This is a genomic window from Ancylobacter polymorphus (genome assembly GCF_022836935.1).
In the GTDB taxonomy this organism is placed as follows: Bacteria; Pseudomonadota; Alphaproteobacteria; order Rhizobiales; family Xanthobacteraceae; genus Ancylobacter; species Ancylobacter polymorphus_A.
Map to the genome: position 1 here is coordinate 764,569 of NZ_CP083239.1, position 15,444 is coordinate 780,012.

At 66.5% G+C, this 15,444-nt stretch carries 16 protein-coding genes; 6 read left to right on the forward strand and 10 right to left on the reverse strand.

All coding sequences use genetic code 11. From position 1 onward, the window contains the following. Nucleotides 1-303 precede the first annotated feature (303 nt). Complete coding sequence (locus K9D25_RS03655; RefSeq protein WP_244379308.1) at nt 304-516, forward strand: hypothetical protein; 213 nt, start codon at nt 304-306, stop codon at nt 514-516. A gap of 30 nt (nt 517-546) precedes the next feature. Here the strand turns inward: K9D25_RS03655 and K9D25_RS03660 are convergent, their stop codons facing one another. After that, nucleotides 547-1,209: an exopolysaccharide biosynthesis protein gene (locus K9D25_RS03660; protein WP_244379309.1), complete on the reverse strand. Its 663-nt coding sequence runs from the start codon at nt 1,207-1,209 to the stop codon at nt 547-549. 401 nt (nt 1,210-1,610) lie between these two features. Here K9D25_RS03660 and K9D25_RS03665 point away from each other — a divergent pair, with 401 nt between their 5' ends. Further along, nucleotides 1,611-2,897, forward strand: coding sequence for an Hsp70 family protein (locus K9D25_RS03665; protein WP_244379310.1), 1,287 nt, complete (start codon nt 1,611-1,613; stop codon nt 2,895-2,897). On the opposite strand, the gene K9D25_RS03670 is transcribed toward K9D25_RS03665, so the two are convergent. Then, a complete protein-coding gene (locus K9D25_RS03670; protein WP_244379312.1) occupies nt 2,860-4,245 on the reverse strand; it encodes an aldehyde dehydrogenase family protein in 1,386 nt (461 codons plus the stop codon). The genes K9D25_RS03665 and K9D25_RS03670 overlap by 38 nt on opposite strands. A gap of 243 nt (nt 4,246-4,488) precedes the next feature. Between K9D25_RS03670 and K9D25_RS03675 the strand changes: the two genes are divergently transcribed. Beyond that, nucleotides 4,489-5,970, forward strand: coding sequence for a sensor domain-containing diguanylate cyclase (locus K9D25_RS03675; RefSeq protein ID WP_244379314.1), 1,482 nt, complete (start codon nt 4,489-4,491; stop codon nt 5,968-5,970). A 31-nt stretch (nt 5,971-6,001) separates the two neighbouring features. Here the strand turns inward: K9D25_RS03675 and K9D25_RS03680 are convergent, their stop codons facing one another. Continuing rightward, nucleotides 6,002-6,427, reverse strand: a complete 426-nt coding sequence (locus K9D25_RS03680) for a VOC family protein (protein WP_244379316.1) — start codon at nt 6,425-6,427, stop codon at nt 6,002-6,004. 197 nt (nt 6,428-6,624) lie between these two features. Between K9D25_RS03680 and K9D25_RS03685 the strand changes: the two genes are divergently transcribed. Then, a complete protein-coding gene (locus K9D25_RS03685) occupies nt 6,625-7,398 on the forward strand; it encodes a ferredoxin--NADP reductase (protein WP_244379318.1) in 774 nt (257 codons plus the stop codon). A gap of 42 nt (nt 7,399-7,440) precedes the next feature. On the opposite strand, the gene K9D25_RS03690 is transcribed toward K9D25_RS03685, so the two are convergent. Further along, on the reverse strand, nt 7,441-7,749 hold the full coding sequence (locus tag K9D25_RS03690) for a hypothetical protein (RefSeq protein WP_244379320.1): 309 nt from the start codon (nt 7,747-7,749) through the stop codon (nt 7,441-7,443). Between the two features lie 159 nt (nt 7,750-7,908). Here K9D25_RS03690 and K9D25_RS03695 point away from each other — a divergent pair, with 159 nt between their 5' ends. Both K9D25_RS03695 and K9D25_RS03700 read left to right on the forward strand, forming a co-directional pair. Continuing rightward, on the forward strand, nt 7,909-8,394 hold the full coding sequence (locus K9D25_RS03695) for a GNAT family N-acetyltransferase (protein WP_279613783.1): 486 nt from the start codon (nt 7,909-7,911) through the stop codon (nt 8,392-8,394). A gap of 65 nt (nt 8,395-8,459) precedes the next feature. After that, the gene (locus K9D25_RS03700; RefSeq protein ID WP_244379324.1) at nt 8,460-9,752 is read left to right on the forward strand and encodes a hypothetical protein; all 1,293 of its coding nucleotides are present in this window, start codon (nt 8,460-8,462) and stop codon (nt 9,750-9,752) included. On the opposite strand, the gene ahcY is transcribed toward K9D25_RS03700, so the two are convergent. The 6 genes from ahcY to K9D25_RS03730 form a co-directional block, all read right to left on the reverse strand. Then, on the reverse strand, nt 9,746-11,152 hold the full coding sequence (ahcY, locus tag K9D25_RS03705) for an adenosylhomocysteinase (protein ID WP_244379326.1): 1,407 nt from the start codon (nt 11,150-11,152) through the stop codon (nt 9,746-9,748). The genes K9D25_RS03700 and ahcY overlap by 7 nt on opposite strands. A gap of 223 nt (nt 11,153-11,375) precedes the next feature. Further along, nucleotides 11,376-11,663: an HPr family phosphocarrier protein gene (locus K9D25_RS03710; protein WP_244379327.1), complete on the reverse strand. Its 288-nt coding sequence runs from the start codon at nt 11,661-11,663 to the stop codon at nt 11,376-11,378. Beyond that, nucleotides 11,660-12,061, reverse strand: a complete 402-nt coding sequence (locus tag K9D25_RS03715; protein ID WP_244379328.1) for a PTS sugar transporter subunit IIA — start codon at nt 12,059-12,061, stop codon at nt 11,660-11,662. Before K9D25_RS03715 ends, K9D25_RS03710 begins: the two co-directional genes overlap by 4 nt. A gap of 183 nt (nt 12,062-12,244) precedes the next feature. Beyond that, nucleotides 12,245-12,709, reverse strand: a complete 465-nt coding sequence (locus K9D25_RS03720) for an HPr kinase/phosphorylase (RefSeq protein ID WP_244379330.1) — start codon at nt 12,707-12,709, stop codon at nt 12,245-12,247. A gap of 8 nt (nt 12,710-12,717) precedes the next feature. Continuing rightward, nucleotides 12,718-14,562 carry a sensor histidine kinase gene (locus tag K9D25_RS03725; RefSeq protein ID WP_244379331.1) on the reverse strand — a complete coding sequence of 615 codons (1,845 nt, stop codon included), beginning with the start codon at nt 14,560-14,562 and terminating at the stop codon, nt 12,718-12,720. 67 nt (nt 14,563-14,629) lie between these two features. After that, nucleotides 14,630-15,328, reverse strand: a complete 699-nt coding sequence (locus tag K9D25_RS03730; protein WP_244379333.1) for a response regulator transcription factor — start codon at nt 15,326-15,328, stop codon at nt 14,630-14,632. Between the last annotated feature and the right edge of the window lie 116 nt (nt 15,329-15,444).

A 15,444-nucleotide genomic window follows, 5' to 3' on the forward strand; every position in this document is an offset into this window, starting at 1 on the left:
GACGGCCCCCCGACGAACCGACAGCGGAAGAACGGACGGTAGAAGAACGGACCGACATGGCGGCACTCCTGCACGCCAGCGCACCACGCGCACGCGACGTTACAGTCAAGAAATAATCAGCCCGCATTCAATGTCAATACAATCTCATATTGTATGTATATTGACTGCATTTCGACACTCTCCGCTCTTCCTCTGCGTCGTCGATGCCAGGCCGGTAATGGGAGCGGGTCATTAACCAATTCCGGGCATGTTTCCGGGGATAAACGCCAAGGCGATTCGCCCGAACCCGAGTCCTGAAGTCGCATGAGTAACGTTGTTCCGTTCCCCGTCCGCGTCGCCGCCCCCGAGAGCGAAAGCGATTTCGACATCGACCTGATCACCGCGGTCGATGTCGCCATCCGCGACCTGCGTGACATCGCGCTTCGCCTGCGCGGCGATGTGAGCGGTCAGGAACAGGCGCATGAATGCCTCGACATGCTGACCCGCGCGCTGGAAAACGCCCGCGCCCAGGGCTGACGCGGCAGCACTCACGTGCGTGCCGGCGCTTCAGCCGATCAGCTGATGCAGCAGGTACAGGCCGGCCTTGATGAAGGCCCAGACGACGCCGGAGACGACGCCGAGCGACGCCACGGCGATCGCCATGCCGGCGAGGATCCACACCCCGTCGCGCTCCAAGATGCCGAGCGCCAGCACGCTGATGGCGAGCGCCGGCAGCATGTTGCCGAGCGGGATCGGCAGCACCAGGATCAGCGCCAGCACAAAGCACATCACCCCAATGATGTTCTCGGCCGGCGGGCGCGCCAGCCCGCCGAGACGCGGCCGCAGCAGCTTCTCCGCGCGGGCGAGCCAGGGCGTCGCCTTGCTGACAAACGCGGCGAAGTCCTTGCGGGCGATGGAACGCCGGGCGATGAGCGGCGGCAGCCAGGGCGACCAGCCAAGAGCCAGCTGAGCGGTGAGGAACACCAGCGGCGCCCCGAGCACCGAAGACGTGCCCGGCGGGGTCGGCAGCACATTGGGCAGGGCGAAAATCAGCATCAGCGGCCCGAAGGCGCGCTCCCGCATCACCTTCAGCAGGTCGCCCACGGCGATGCGCTCGCGCGTCTCATCGGCCGCAATGGCGCTCAGCACCTCGGAGAGGCGAAGCGTCGCATCCGGCTCGGCGCGCGGCCGGGCATCGGCACTTTCGTCGGTGGGCGGCGGGGACAGCACGGCGGGCGACACTCCTCCCGGGAACCATGAGACCGGGGAGCGTGCCTGCCGCCGCACGAGGGCGGGTCTGGCACTCCGGATCAGGCCAGCAGCGGGACCTTGCCATCACATAGGGACGGAATGTGACGTTAGCCAGAACTTCGGCGCAGAAGCCGGGGCCTGCGGACAGGGCCCTCGCCTGCCTGTCAGGTCCAGCTGAACAGGAAGGCGCCGACGGCCACCAGCGTGATCACGACCACGGCGATCGAGTGCTTCATCGTCCAATTGTGCAGCGTCACGGCGTTTCCCCACTGAATTGTCGTCCAGAAGTGGCCTCTCCGGCCGGCGGCGTCAACATCATGTCAGTTGAACAGCGCAGACGAAGCCTTTAGGAAGGCGCCCCTTCCGGCGGGAGCCTTCCGATGAATTTCTGCGGCCTCGACTTCGGCACGTCCAACACCACTCTCGCCTTCTGGCGCGACGGCGCCCCGGTGCTGGCCGCGCTGGAGGCGGACAAGACCACCGTGCCGAGCGCCGTGTTCTACGACCGGCAGGGCCACCTCACCATCGGCCGCGCCGCCATGGCCCGCTATGTCGGTGGCGAGGACGGGCGGCTGATGCGCTCGCTCAAGGCGGTGCTGGGCAGCCCGCTGATCGAGGAAAAGACGCAGATCGGCAAGCGCGCCATCGGCTTCCGCGACGTGATCGCCGATTATCTCCGGGCGGTGAAGGCGCGGGCGGAAGCAGATGCCGGCACGGCGCTCACCCGCGTCGTGCTCGGCCGGCCGGTGTTCTTCGTCGATGAGGACGCGGCCGCCAACGCCAAGGCGGAGGACACGCTGCGCGCCATCGCTGCCGACATTGGCTTCGCCGAGGTATCCACCCAGTTCGAGCCCATTGCCGCCGCGCTTGACTACGAGCAGCAGACGCGCGCGGAAGAAATCGCGCTGATCGCCGATATTGGCGGCGGCACCTCGGACTTCTCCATCGTCCGGCTCGGCCCCGCCCGCCGGGCGCGGGCGGACCGCAGCGGCGACATTCTCGCCAATGACGGCGTGCGCATCGGCGGCACCGATTTCGACCGCACGCTCAGCCTCGGCACGCTGATGCCGCTGCTCGGCTTCCGCAGCCCGATGAAGCGCCCCGGCCGCGACGTGCCGAGCGGCTATTTTCACGAGCTGGCAACCTGGTCGAGCATCAACCGCCTCTATACCCAGAAGACGCTGCGCGAGCTCAACGAGGTGCGGCGCGAAGCGGCCGAGCCGCATCGGGTGGAGCGGCTGATCCGCGTGATCGAGGAGCAGCGCGGCCATACGCTCGCCATGGAAGCGGAAGCGGCCAAGATCGCGCTGGCCGAGGTGGCGGAGACGCGGGTCGATCTCGGCTGGCTTGAGGCGGGCCTGTCCGTCGGGTTGACGCCGGCGGAACTCGTCGCCCACACGCAGGGCCTGGCCGATCGCATCGCCCGCCGCGTCGACCTCTGCCTTGACCAGGCTGGCCTGGGCGCGGGTGACATCGACGCGCTGTTCCTTACCGGCGGCTCGACACGGCTCGCCCATGTGCGTGCCGCCATCCGCGCCGCCGTGCCGCAGGCGCGGGTGGTGGAAGGCGACACGTTCGGCTCGGTCGGCACCGGCCTCGCCATCGAGGCCGCCCGACGCTACGGCTCGCTCACCCGTGGCGCAGATGGAACGATTTCGGCCGCGTGAGCATCTCAAAACCGATCCGCGAGAGCGAAGCCCCGCGCCCGGTGTCCTTCACCCCGGTCCAGGCGAGGCCGGGGTCGAGATAGTCGCAGCGGTTCATGAACACGGTGCCGGTCTCGATCGCGTCGCCCAGCCGCTCAGCCGCCTCAAGGTCGGTGGTCCAGACCGAGGCGGTGAGGCCGTAGATGCTGTCATTCATCAGCGCCAGCGCCTCCTCGTCGCCACGCACCTTCATGATGCCGACCACCGGGCCGAAACTCTCCTCGCGCATGACCGACATGGTGTGGTCGACGCCGGTCAACACCTGCGGGGCGAGATAGGGCGTACCCTCCTTGGCCGCCGGGAAGCCGGAGGGGTCGATATGGGCATTCGCGCCCTTGTCCACCGCTTCGCGGATCTGGCCGCGAATGAGGTCGGCGAAGCGCTTCTGCGCCATCGGCCCCAGCGTCGTCGCCTCGTCCAGCGGATTGCCCAGCACATAGCGCGAGGTCAGGTCGACGAAGCCATCGACGAAGCGGTCATAGAGCCTCTCATGCACATAGATGCGCTCGATGCCGCAGCAGCACTGGCCGGAATTGTAGAAGGCGCCGTCGACCAGATTGCCCACCGCGAAGTCGAGATCGGCATCGGCGCGCACATAGGCGGGGTCCTTGCCGCCAAGTTCCAGCCCCAGCGGGGTGAACGTGCCCGCCGCCGCCCGTTCGATGGCGCGCCCGCCTTCCACCGAGCCGGTGAAATTGACGAAGTCCACCGCGCCCGAGCCGATCAGCCGCGAGGTCTGGTCATGAGTCAGCACGAGATTGGCGAACAGCCCCGCCGGCAGGCCGGCGCGGTCCATCGCCGCCTGAAACCGCTCGCCGACGAGAATGGTCTGCGCGGCATGTTTGAGCAGCACCGCATTGCCGGCGATCAGCGCCGGGGCGATGGTGTTGACGGCGGTGAGATAGGGGTAGTTCCACGGCGCCACCACCAGCACGAGGCCGAGCGGGTCGCGCTTGATGTAGCGGGTGAAGCCGGGCCGGGCGTCGTGCGGAATGACCGGGGCCAGCGCCTCCTCTGCCATGTCGACGACATAGCGCACCCGCTCCTCGAAGCCGCCGAACTCGCCGCCATAGCGCACCGGCCGGCCCATCTGCTGGGCGAGTTCGGGCACGATTTCCTGGCTCATCGCCAGCATGGCGTCGAGGAAGCGCAGCACATGGGTGGCGCGCTCGGCGATCGGCACCTGCCGCCACACGCGCTGCGCCGCACGCGCGTCGGCCACCGCCCGCGCGATCGCCGCCTCCGAAGCCGCCGGTCGGCGCGCCAGTTCCGAGCCGTCAATCGGCGAAATACAGACAATATCGCTCATGCCACACCTGCACCGGTTTCACGGAGGGGTCCCCGCGCGGGAGGGGAAGATATAAGATACCATCAGCGCGTACAGCCCCGACCTTGCTGGGGCTCATCACGGGTTGCAGGCGCAGCGAATCTCGCTTAATTCGGCCTAATTCATAGTGAGCGGCCCTATGCTACCGCCGCGCCGTGATTGGAATGGGTCAGGGTACCGATGACCGCCTCAACCTCTCCTCATGAACATGGTCGGTATGCCGCGATGAAGCCGAACAAGTCGAGCGTGTCGCCGCTGGGCCCCCGCATCGCTGCACGGGCGGAGCCGAGCGAGCATGAATCCATGTTCGACCTGGCCCCCATCTCGCTGTGGCTGGAGGATTTCAGCGCGGTGCGCGCGCTGTTCGACCGCTGGCGGGCGGAGGGGGTGACCTCGCTGCGCGAACATTTGCGGGGCCATCCCGAACGTGTGGCGGAATGCTCGGCGCGCATCGAGGTGCTCAAGGTCAACCAGCGCACGCTCAACCTGTTCGAGGCCAGCAGCCTGTCGCATCTCGTCGCCAATCTCGACAAGGTGTTCCGTGACGACATGCTCGTCACCCATATTGAGGAGCTCTCCCAGCTCTGGGACGGGCACACCAGCTTCTCCAGCCAGGCGGTGAACTACACGCTGGGCGGCCAGCGCCTCGATATCCAGCTCAAGGGCACGGTGCTTCCCGGCTATGAGGAAAGCCTGGGGCGCATCCTGCTCTCGGCCGAGGACGTGACGGCGCGCGAGACCGCCCGCCGCCAGGCCGCCAACGCCGAGCGCTATGCCATCGGCCTGTTCCAGCACTCGCCCGTGTCGCTTTGGGTGGAGGATTTCTCCACCATCAAGCAGCTGATGGACGATCTGCGCGCCCGCGGCATCGAGGATTTCCGGGTGTTCACCGATGTGCACCCGGAATTCGTCGAGCGCTGCCTCAGCGAGATCCGCGTGATCGAGGTCAACCGGCACACGCTGGACATGTTCGGCGCGTCCAGCACCGCCGAACTTGTCGACAACACCGCCGAGATCTTCCGCGACGACACGCACCGGCATTTCCGCGAGCAGCTGATCGAGCTCTGGAACGGCCGGCTTTTTCACACCCGCGAGGTGGTGAACTACACGCTCTCCGGCGAGATGCTGCACGTGCATCTCCAATTCTCGGTGCTGCCCGGCCATGAGGATGATTGGTCGCTGGTGCAGGTGGCGCTGACCGACATCACCGCCCGCAAGAAAGCCGAGGCCTATCTCGAATATCTCGGCAAGCACGATGTGCTGACCAAGCTCTACAACCGCAGCTTCTATGTCGACGAGCTGAACCGGCTGGAACGGCGGGGGCCGTTCCCGGTCACGCTCATCTCGATTCACCTCAATGGCCTGCGACGGGTGAACGAACAGCTCGGTCAGTCGGCAGGCGACATGCTGCTGCGCCGCGCCGGCGAGGTCATCGCCAAGGCGGTGGACCCGCAGCATTGCGCCGCCCGCATTGCCGGCAATGAATTCGCCGTGCTGCTGCCGGGCACCGATGCGGAAGTGGGGCACGCGGTGATGGAGAACATCCGCGAGCTGGCCGCGCTCAACAACCAGTTCTATTCCGCCACCACGCTCAGCCTGTCGCTCGGCCTCGCCACCAGCGCGCCCGGCGAAAGGCTGGAAGCGGTGGTGCGCCGGGCTGAAGCGGCGCGCGAGGCCGACCGGCAGCCTTCCGATCTCGGCCTCTGACGTCGCAGCGGCGCGTGCGCCGAGATAGGGCTCAGGCGCCACCGCGCACGGTCAGGTCTTCCAGCTCGGCGAGATGGACGAAACACAACTTGTTGCCCTCGGGGTCGCGGCCATAGGCACCGTAATAGTCGGGGGCATAGTTCGGCCGCAGGCCCGGCGCACCTTCGTCGATCCCGCCATGGTCGACCAGCGCCCGCCACGCGGCATCCACCGCCGCCGGCGAGGGGGCGGCAAAGCTGACCTGGGTGCCGTTGCCCCAGCTGGCGGGAAGTCCGTTGAACGGCAACTGCACGAAGAATTGCGGCCAGCGCCGCCCTGGCATCACCCACATGGACCCGGGCGGGCCGCCATCGGAGGGCTCGTCCACCCGCACCAGACCAAGCGGCAGCAGCACGGCGTCATAAAAGGCGGTCAGCCGGTCGAGATCGCGGGCGCCGAGAATGATGTGGCTGAACATGGGGTCTCCTTGATCCTACGCATGGCACCGTCGGGCCGGCGGGTGATGGTTGTCGCTCGGCCCATTTAGCGCAAGCCGTCATTGACATCGCCTCGCGCGAGAGAGGGTCGACACCGGCGCGAATGCGCAGTAAACCGGGGCCAAGAATTACATCAGCTTCCAGTTTGTTTGGAAGTTTTCACTTGTATGGATTGTAAATGAGCAATCTCCACACCGAGCGCGTGCTGTCGGTCCACCACTGGACCGACAATCTGTTCACCTTCACCACAACGCGCGACCCGGCGCTGCGGTTCAAGAACGGCCAGTTCGTGATGATCGGCCTTCAGGTCGACGGCAAGCCGCTCCTGCGCGCCTATTCCATCGCCAGCGCGAATTACGAAGAAACGCTGGAGTTCTTCTCGATCAAGGTGGCGAATGGCCCGCTGACCTCGCGCCTGCAGCACCTGAAGGTCGGCGACGAGGTGATCGTCGGGCGCAAGCCAACCGGCACGCTGCTGGTGGATTATCTCGTGCCTGGCCGGCGGCTCTATCTGCTGTCCACCGGCACTGGCCTCGCCCCGTTCATGAGCCTCATCAAGGACCCGGAGACCTATGAGGCGTATGAGAAGGTGATCCTTGTGCACGGCGTGCGCACGGTGGGCGAACTGGCCTATCAGGACTTCATCGAGAACGAGCTGCCGGACAATGAGTTCTTCGGCGAGCTGGTGCGCGAGAAGCTGGTCTATTACCCCACGGTGACGCGCGAGCCCTATCGCAACCAGGGCCGCATTACCGATCTCATCACCTCGGGCAAGCTGTTCACCGATCTCGACCTGCCCCCGCTCGACAAGGAAGACGACCGTGTGATGCTGTGCGGCAGCCCGCAGCTGCTCGACGACATGCGCGTGATCCTGAAGGAGAAGGGCTTCGAGGAAGGCTCGACCACGGAGCCGGGCGACTTCGTGATCGAGAAGGCCTTCGTCGAGAAGTAAGGACCTTAAACCAGGGCCGGCGGCCGCAACGGCCGCCGCGCCTCAGCGCACCCGGCGGTCCGCGTCCCAGCGGTCGCGGTCGGCGCGCGCCGCCTCTTCCGGCGACAGCACGCGGTATTCCGCTTCGATGATCTCGGGGCCGGACGTGCCGGCGCGCCGGCGACCGCCGAACAGGCGGTAGGCAAGGCCGGCGATGACGATGATGGGAAAGACCACGAGGAACACGCTGGCCGCCACAAGGGCCAGAGCCGTGCCGAGCGCCAGCGCCACGGCGACGACGAGCGCCACCTGCCACCAGCTCACTTTTCGGACGGTGAAACGCACGCGATCGAACGGGTCGGTCGAGCTCATCCTTTAGGTCTTTCCTCCTGGCGCGGTCTCGCCGCGTCTAGTTGATATGGGGAGCCGGCGCGCGGCGTGCCAGCGCCAACCGTGTAATTTCAATGACACGGAAGCGCGATCGATTTTCAATGACGTTCGCCGGCCCGGACCGGCGCAACGGGGAACATGATGCTACGCGACGCAGTGGAAGGCGACCTCACCGGCATCCTCGCCATCTATAATCATGCCGTACTGAACTCGACCGCCATCTGGAACGACACGCCCGCCGATCTCGCCGCGCGCCGCGCCTGGCTGCGCGACCGTCAGGGGCGCGGCTATCCCGTCATCGTCGCGGCGGAAGGCGGCGAGGTGCTGGGCTATGCCAGCTTCGGCGATTTCCGCCCCTTCGAAGGCTTCCGCATCAGCGTCGAGCACTCGGTCTATGTCGCCGAGGCCGCGCGCGGGCGCGGGCTCGGGCGGGCGCTGGTGGAAGCGCTGTTCGCCCCGGCGCGCGCGCTCGGCAAGAAAGTGATGATCGGCGGCATCACCGGCGGCAATGACGCGTCCCTCGCCCTGCATGCCCGGCTCGGCTTCGTCGAGACCGGCCGCATGCCCGGCATCGGCATCAAATTCGGCCGGCGCCTCGACCTGATCTTCATGCAGAAAGAGTTGTAGTATTTAGTTGAACAACTCTTGATCGTATGGTGTTCTGTGACCTCCTCCAGGGGGAGCCGGACGCCATGGGCTGGGGTTATGATGCACTGTTGCCGCTGGTCATCGCCTTCGGCATTCCCGCCATCCTGATCTTCATCCGCAGCAGCGTGCGGCAGAAGCGGGCCGGTATCGCCGACGAGATCAAGAAGGGCTTCGGCTTCAACAACGAAGCCACCCCGTCCTTTGAATTCGTCGAGGCGAAATATGCGCCCGATACCAAGGACCACGTCTGGCCGCGCCTGTTCGTCAGCTCCATTCCGTTTTGCCTGGTGGCGATGCTCGGGCTGGAAATCATCTTCTCCCTGGCCAGAAAGGAGGGGTCGAGCCTGGCAAACTGGATCGCGGCCAGCGCCTTGCTCGGCACCAATGGCGAAAAGGTGGGGGAGGTCACGGCGCTGCTCGGCTTCGTCTTCGCCGGCGGCATCCTGTTTTCGCTCGGCTATCTGATGCGCGCGGTAACGAATTTCGAGCTGGGCCCGCTCAGCTTCCTGCGGGCCACCACCCATATGCTGATGGCCGCTGTCACCGTCGTCGTGCTGTGGCGGGCGATGCCGGCAGGGCCGGGCTGGATTCCCACCGGCACGCTGTGGTTCCTCGCCGCATTCCTGTTCGGCTTCTTTCCCGACCTTGGCCTGCGCTACGCGATCAGCCGCACGACCTGGCTGCCGCTCAAGGGCGAGCGCACCGAGCTGCTCGATCGCGTGCGCGGTACGCCGCTGGAGGTGATCGACGGCATCGACGCCTGGACACGGTTCCGGCTCGACGAGATGATGATCATGGACGTGCAGAACCTCGCTACCGCCAATCCGATCATGCTCTATGTCGAGACGCCCTTCGGCCTCTATGAGTGCATCGACTGGATCGCCCAGGCCCAGCTTTGCATCATTGTCGGCCCGCACGCCTTCCTGGCGCTGCGCCAGCACAATATACGCACCATCTTCGATCTGGAGCGCGCCACGGTGCGCGACGGAGCGACGCCAAATCTGCGGGCGATGATCGCCGATACCCTGGAACAAAGTGCCCGCGAGGAAGCCGCGGCGCTGAAGAAGGCGGCGCCGAGGACGGCAGGCGACACGCCCGAGCCGCCCCCGGCGGCCAAGCCGTCGGTCGCGCTGACCGACGACGACCGCAAGCACCTATTCGAGATGATGCTGGACGATTTGCACGTCCACCGGCTGCGGCAGATCTGGGAACTGGTGGCGGCGAAACTGGGCGAGCCCTATCGCCGCCTGAGACCCCTGCCCGGCCCTGACACCGTCAGGGTCGAAGTGGGCGCGGGCGCCGGGCAGGAAGCACCCACCCGGATTGCCGCTCAGTAGCGGTAATGGTCCGGCTTAAACGGGCCTTCCACCGGCACGCCGATATAATCCGCCTGCTCGGGGCGCAGCTTGGTCAGCTTCACGCCCAGCTTCTCCAGATGCAGCGCCGCCACCTTCTCGTCGAGCACCTTCGGCAGGGTGTAGACCTTCTTGTCGTACTTACCCACATTCGCCCAGAGTTCGATCTGCGCCAGCGTCTGGTTCGAGAAGGACGAGGACATCACGAAGGACGGATGACCCATCGCATTGCCGAGATTCACCAGCCGCCCTTCCGAGAGCAGGATGATGCGGTTGCCAGCGGGGAACTCGATTTCGTCCACCTGCGGCTTGATATTGGTCCACTTGAAGTTCTTCAGGCCGGCAACCTGAATCTCGTTGTCGAAATGGCCGATATTGCAGACGATGGCCCGGTCCTTCATCTGCCGCATATGGTCGACGGTGATGATGTCCTTGTTGCCGGTGGCGGTGACATAGATGTCGGCGCGGGAGAAGGCGTCCTCGATGGTCGCCACCTCATAGCCTTCCATCGACGCCTGCAGGGCGCAGATCGGATCGACTTCCGAGACGATGACGCGCGCGCCGGCCTGGCGCAGCGAGGCGGCCGAGCCCTTGCCGACATCGCCGAAGCCGGCGACGAAGGCGACCTTGCCGGCCAGCATCACGTCGGTGCCGCGGCGGATGGCGTCGACCAGCGATTCACGGCAGCCATAGAGATTGTCGAACTTCGACTTGGTGACGCTGTCATTGACGTTGATCGCCGGGAACAGCAGCTTGCCCTGCTCGGCCAGCTTGTAGAGGCGGTGCACGCCCGTGGTGGTTTCTTCCGACACGCCCTTGATCGAGGCCGCGACTTCGGCGAACCAGCCCTTCGGCTTCTCTGCCAGCAGCTTCTTGATCAGGGCGAAGAAGATCTCTTCCTCTTCCGAACCCGGCTGCTCAAGGAAGGCCGTGTCGCCCTGCTCGGCGCGCAGGCCGTAATGCACCAGCATGGTGGCGTCGCCGCCATCGTCGAGGATGAGGTTCGGCACGCCGCCGCCGTGCCAGTCGAACAGCTTGGCGGTGAAATCCCAGTACTCGGTCAGCGTCTCGCCCTTGAAGGCGAAGACCGGCGTGCCGCCGGCGGCGATCGCAGCGGCGGCGTGGTCCTGGGTGGAGAAGATGTTGCAGGAAACCCATCGCACATCCGCACCGAGCGCCTTCAGCGTCTCGATCAGCACCGCCGTCTGGATGGTCATGTGCAGCGAGCCGGCGATGCGCGCGCCCTTGAGCGGCTGCGCCGGGCCATATTCGGCGCGGATGGCCATGAGGCCGGGCATTTCGGCCTCGGCGAGGTCGATTTCCTTGCGGCCGAAATCGGCGAGGCCGATGTCCCTAACGATGTAGTCGGTGGCGATGGCCATGAAAGTCTTCCTGACGGGTGTGACGGGTTCGGCACGCGGTTTAGCAGCTACAGCCTGACACGGCAATAACGACATAAAGATGTCTTTATGTCGCGTGCCGACCCAGAGGCTCGACGCGGTTGTACCGGCACGACGAATTCCGCGCCACGCGAGACGCTTCCAGTCCGGAGTCATTTCGGATGTGCGGCGCGGCGGCGTGTGCGCGCCAGTGCCCGGCCGGCGCCTACTCGTCCTCGCCGAACCGCTCGGCGATGAGGCGGGTGAGGGCGTCCAGCACGGCCTGGGCTTCCCGGCCGGAGGCGGCAACCTCGATGGTGGTGCCGGGCGCGGCGGCCAGCATCATCAGGCCCATGATGGACGTGCCGCCCACGGTCTCGCCGCAGCGCGTGACGCGCACATCGGCGTCGAAGCGCTCCACGGTCTGCACGAATTTGGCGGAGGCGCGGGCGTGCAGGCCGCGCTTATTGACGATGGGCAGTTCGCGGGTAAGGACGACCGAGGTGTCCATCATTTGCCCGCGAGCACCCGGCTGGCGATGTTGATGTATTTGCGGCCGGCGTCCTGTGCCTGCACCACCGCCTCTTCCATCGGCACCTCGCCGCGCACCGTGGCGAGCTTCACCAGCATGGGCAGGTTGATGCCCGCGACCACCTCGATATCGGGCGAGGTCATGACAGAGATGGCGAGGTTGGAGGGTGTGCCGCCGAACATGTCGGTGAGGATCACCACGCCGCCGCCGGTATTGACCGTCGCCACCGCGTCGACAATGTCCTGCCGCCGCCGCTCGATGTCATCATCCGGCTCGATGGTGATCGCCTCGATCTGGGACTGCTTCCCCATCACATGTTCGAGCGCGGCGCGGAATTCGCTGGCAAGGCGTCCGTGCGTTACGAGTACGAGACCTATCATCTTGCTCCGCCGCACGCCGGTCCGGCGCGACTGCAATGCTTACTGCCGGAGGCATCGGAATAGGATCGCCCGCCGCCCCCTTTGCGGGGCGCACATCATCGTTGCGCTGCACATGAATGGCAAGTACCGCTGGGGAAAATCCGCACGGGCCCGCGGCCGCTTAGAGTTAGCGTTGATGGGATGCTAATCGGGCCCCGGCGCGGTGAGCAGCAGCGCCAGCACCTGCTGCACCCCGTCGCCGCCGGCAAACAGCGGCAGGCGCTCGATTTCCACACCCTCGATCGCAACCCGGCGCGCCGCCGGTTCCGGCAGACGGGCCGCATCGGGGACGCCGAGATCGACCACGAGATCGACCGTCACCTCGGCTGCAAAAGGCAGACGCCGCAGCCCGACCCCGCGCACCTCGATCAGCCCGGCGAGCGCGTGCGGTGCGGCAGCGAACAGCGCGGCCCCGCGCCGCGTCAGAAGCACCCGGTCATCCGCCACCAGTTCCACCGGCGGCACCAGGCCGCCACGCCCGGCGAGGATGAGCGCGAAGGCGAGGCGCGACTTGCCCGCCCCCGACGCCCCCCGGATCAGCACGCCCCGATCCCCGACCCGCACGCAGGACGCATGCACCGTCGGCGGAAGGGCGTCTGCCGGTGCCATGGCGTGCCTCAATTAGCCGGCAGGCGGACGATGAAACGGGCGCCGCCGAAGGGCTTCGGCGCGGCCGGCACCGTCTCCTCCGACGCGGGCGCCTCCTCCGTAACCGCCGCCTTGGCCTTGGCACGCGAGGCGCGCGGCTTCTTCGGCGCCGGCTCGGGCGGGCGCGGCTCCGCTGGACGGTTTTCCGCCCAGATGCGGCCGCCATGGGCCTCGACGATCTGGCGCGAGATCGACAGTCCGAGGCCGGAATTCTGTCCGAAGCCCTGCTCCTCCGGCCGGTCGGTGTAGAAGCGCTCGAAAATCCGGCTCAGCGCATGCGGCGGAATGCCCGGCCCGTCATCGTCGACGAGGATGTCCACCGTGTCGCGATTGCGCCGGCAGGTGACGCGCACCTCCCCGCCCTTGGCGGAGAAGGAGCGGGCATTGTCGATCAGATTGTTGATCACCTGGCCCAGCCGCGAATCATGGCCGGAAATGACATAGGCCGCCCCAGTGCCCGGCGGCGGGTCGAAGGCGAGGCTCACCCGCACCCCGTCGCCGCGCACCACGTCATTGTGCACACCGGTGACAGTGTTGAGCAGCCGCACCAGATCCACCGGCTCGGATTCCTGCCGCTGCAATTCGGCATCGAGCCGCGAGGCGTCGGAGATGTCGGTGATCAGCCGGTCGAGCCGCTTCACATCGTGCTGGATGACTTCCAGCAGCCGGCCGCGCGAATTGTCCGACTTCGCCAGCGGCAGCGTCTCCACCGCCGAGCGTAGCGAGGTGAGCGGGTTCTTCAGTTCATGCGAGACATCGGCGGCGAAGCTCTCGATCGCCTCGATGCGCGAATAGAGCGCGTCGGTCATGTCGCGCAGCGCGCCGGAGAGATGGCCGATCTCGTCGGAGCGGCTGGTGAAATCGGGAATTTCCACCCGCGAGCGGGTCCGTCGGCGCACCCGCTCGGCGGCATCGGCCAGCTTGCGCACCGGGCCGGCAATGGTGCTGGCGAGCAGCAGCGACAGCACCACCATGACCGCCATGGCGACGAGGAACACGCGCACGATGACGAGCCGCTCGGCCGCCACCGCCTCGTCGATCTCGCCGCCCTGGGTGGAGAGCAGCAGCGCACCGAGAATGGCGCGGAAGCGCTGCACCGGCACGGCGACCGAGACGATCACCTGCCCGCGCTCATTCACCTGCACTGCGCTCGCCTTCTTGCCCTGCAGCGCTTCCATCACCGCCGGGTAGCCCTTGCCATTGTTCGGCCCCAGCTCGCGATAGAGCGGCAGGTCGCCGCGCTCGAACCAGAACTTCATGCTGTTCCAGCCACGCTCCATCCAGTTGGGCTTTGGCGTGGTGGGGGCGGGCATGTCGAAGCGCAGGATTTCGCCGCGCGCATAGAGCGAGCGGGAATCGACCAGCAGCGCGCCGTCGCGGTCATAGATGCGGGCGCGGGTGCCGGTGGGCTCGACCAGGCGCTTCAGCACCGGGGCGATACGCTCGGGATTGATCGGGAATTCGAGCGGGGCGAAGCCCTCCTCGCCCGGGCCGTAGCTCTCGCCCGCCTTCAGCTCCAGCAGCCGGTCGGGGTCGATGGTGATGGCGTTGGTTTCCACCTGCGCCGAGGCGGCGATGGCGCTGGCGATGATCTCGCCCTGCACCAGCAGGCTCTGCACCCGTGCGTCGATCAGCCCGGCGCGGAATTCGGAGAGGTAGAGAATGCCCGACACCAGCACGCACATGCCGGCGAGGTTGAGCAGCACGATCCGGCGGGTGAGGCTGGAAAAACTCTTGAAGGCGACGAAATTGCGCGCCCGGCGCAAGGCGCCGAGCAGCCCTGCCCGCTCGGCAGAGCGGGGCGCGTCCCCCATGTCCCCGTCCTCGGCCGCCGCCGGGGCGGCGCCGTTCCGGGTCAGTTCCGGATCGAGCAAGGGCTCGCTACTCCTTGAAGCGATAGCCGACGCCGTACAGCGTCTCGATCATCTCGAAATTGTCGTCCGCGACCTTGAACTTCTTGCGCAGCCGCTTGATGTGGCTGTCGATGGTGCGGTCGTCGACATAGACCTGGTCGTCGTAGGCCGCATCCATCAGCGCGTTGCGGCTCTTTACCACGCCGGGGCGGGTGGCCAGCGCCTGCAGGATGAGGAACTCGGTGACGGTGAGGGTGACATTCTCACCCTTCCAGGTGCAGGTGTGGCGCTCGGGGTCCATGCGCAGCAGGCCGCGCTCCAGCACCTTGGCGCTGTCTGTCTCGCGCGGCAGGGTTCCGTCCTTGGGCGCGAAGCGGCGCAGCACCGCCTTCACCCGCTCCACCAGCAGGCGCTGGGAGAACGGCTTCTTGATGAAGTCGTCGGCGCCCATCTTCAGGCCGAACAATTCGTCGATCTCGTCATCCTTGGAGGTGAGGAAGATCACCGGCATGTCGCTCTTCTGGCGCAGGCGGCGCAGCAGCTCCATGCCGTCCATGCGCGGCATCTTGATATCGAAGATGGCGAGGTCGGGCGGGTTGGTCTTGAAGCCGTCCAAGGCGGTGGCGCCGTCGGTGTACGTCTGGATACGATAGCCCTCCGACTCCAGGGCGATGGATACGGAGGTGAGAATGTTGCGATCGTCGTCGACGAGAGCGATGGTCGGCATCTGCGCACTTTCCTGTTCGGCGGCGGTACACGAAGCGGTGAACCCCGCCGGCGTGGCCACAATGTGACACGCAAACTGATTCAACGGAAATTAGCGCGTTTCGTGCCCGCCCGCCA

Bases quoted from the DNA above. Each gene is read 5' to 3' on its own strand.
- K9D25_RS03700 (WP_244379324.1), top strand. From the start codon at position 8,460: ATGGGCTGGGGTTATGATGCACTGTTGCCGCTGGTCATCGCCTTCGGC.
- K9D25_RS03695 (WP_279613783.1), top strand. From the start codon at position 7,909: ATGCTACGCGACGCAGTGGAAGGCGACCTCACCGGCATCCTCGCCATC.
- K9D25_RS03715 (WP_244379328.1), bottom strand. From the start codon at position 12,061: ATGATAGGTCTCGTACTCGTAACGCACGGACGCCTTGCCAGCGAATTC.
- K9D25_RS03665 (WP_244379310.1), top strand. From the start codon at position 1,611: ATGAATTTCTGCGGCCTCGACTTCGGCACGTCCAACACCACTCTCGCC.
- K9D25_RS03725 (WP_244379331.1), bottom strand. From the start codon at position 14,562: ATGGGGGACGCGCCCCGCTCTGCCGAGCGGGCAGGGCTGCTCGGCGCC.
- K9D25_RS03675 (WP_244379314.1), top strand. From the start codon at position 4,489: ATGAAGCCGAACAAGTCGAGCGTGTCGCCGCTGGGCCCCCGCATCGCT.
- ahcY (WP_244379326.1), bottom strand. From the start codon at position 11,152: ATGGCCATCGCCACCGACTACATCGTTAGGGACATCGGCCTCGCCGAT.
- K9D25_RS03710 (WP_244379327.1), bottom strand. From the start codon at position 11,663: ATGATGGACACCTCGGTCGTCCTTACCCGCGAACTGCCCATCGTCAAT.
- K9D25_RS03670 (WP_244379312.1), bottom strand. From the start codon at position 4,245: ATGAGCGATATTGTCTGTATTTCGCCGATTGACGGCTCGGAACTGGCG.
- K9D25_RS03685 (WP_244379318.1), top strand. From the start codon at position 6,625: ATGAGCAATCTCCACACCGAGCGCGTGCTGTCGGTCCACCACTGGACC.
- K9D25_RS03720 (WP_244379330.1), bottom strand. From the start codon at position 12,709: ATGGCACCGGCAGACGCCCTTCCGCCGACGGTGCATGCGTCCTGCGTG.
- K9D25_RS03680 (WP_244379316.1), bottom strand. From the start codon at position 6,427: ATGTTCAGCCACATCATTCTCGGCGCCCGCGATCTCGACCGGCTGACC.
- K9D25_RS03730 (WP_244379333.1), bottom strand. From the start codon at position 15,328: ATGCCGACCATCGCTCTCGTCGACGACGATCGCAACATTCTCACCTCC.
- K9D25_RS03655 (WP_244379308.1), top strand. From the start codon at position 304: ATGAGTAACGTTGTTCCGTTCCCCGTCCGCGTCGCCGCCCCCGAGAGC.
- K9D25_RS03690 (WP_244379320.1), bottom strand. From the start codon at position 7,749: ATGAGCTCGACCGACCCGTTCGATCGCGTGCGTTTCACCGTCCGAAAA.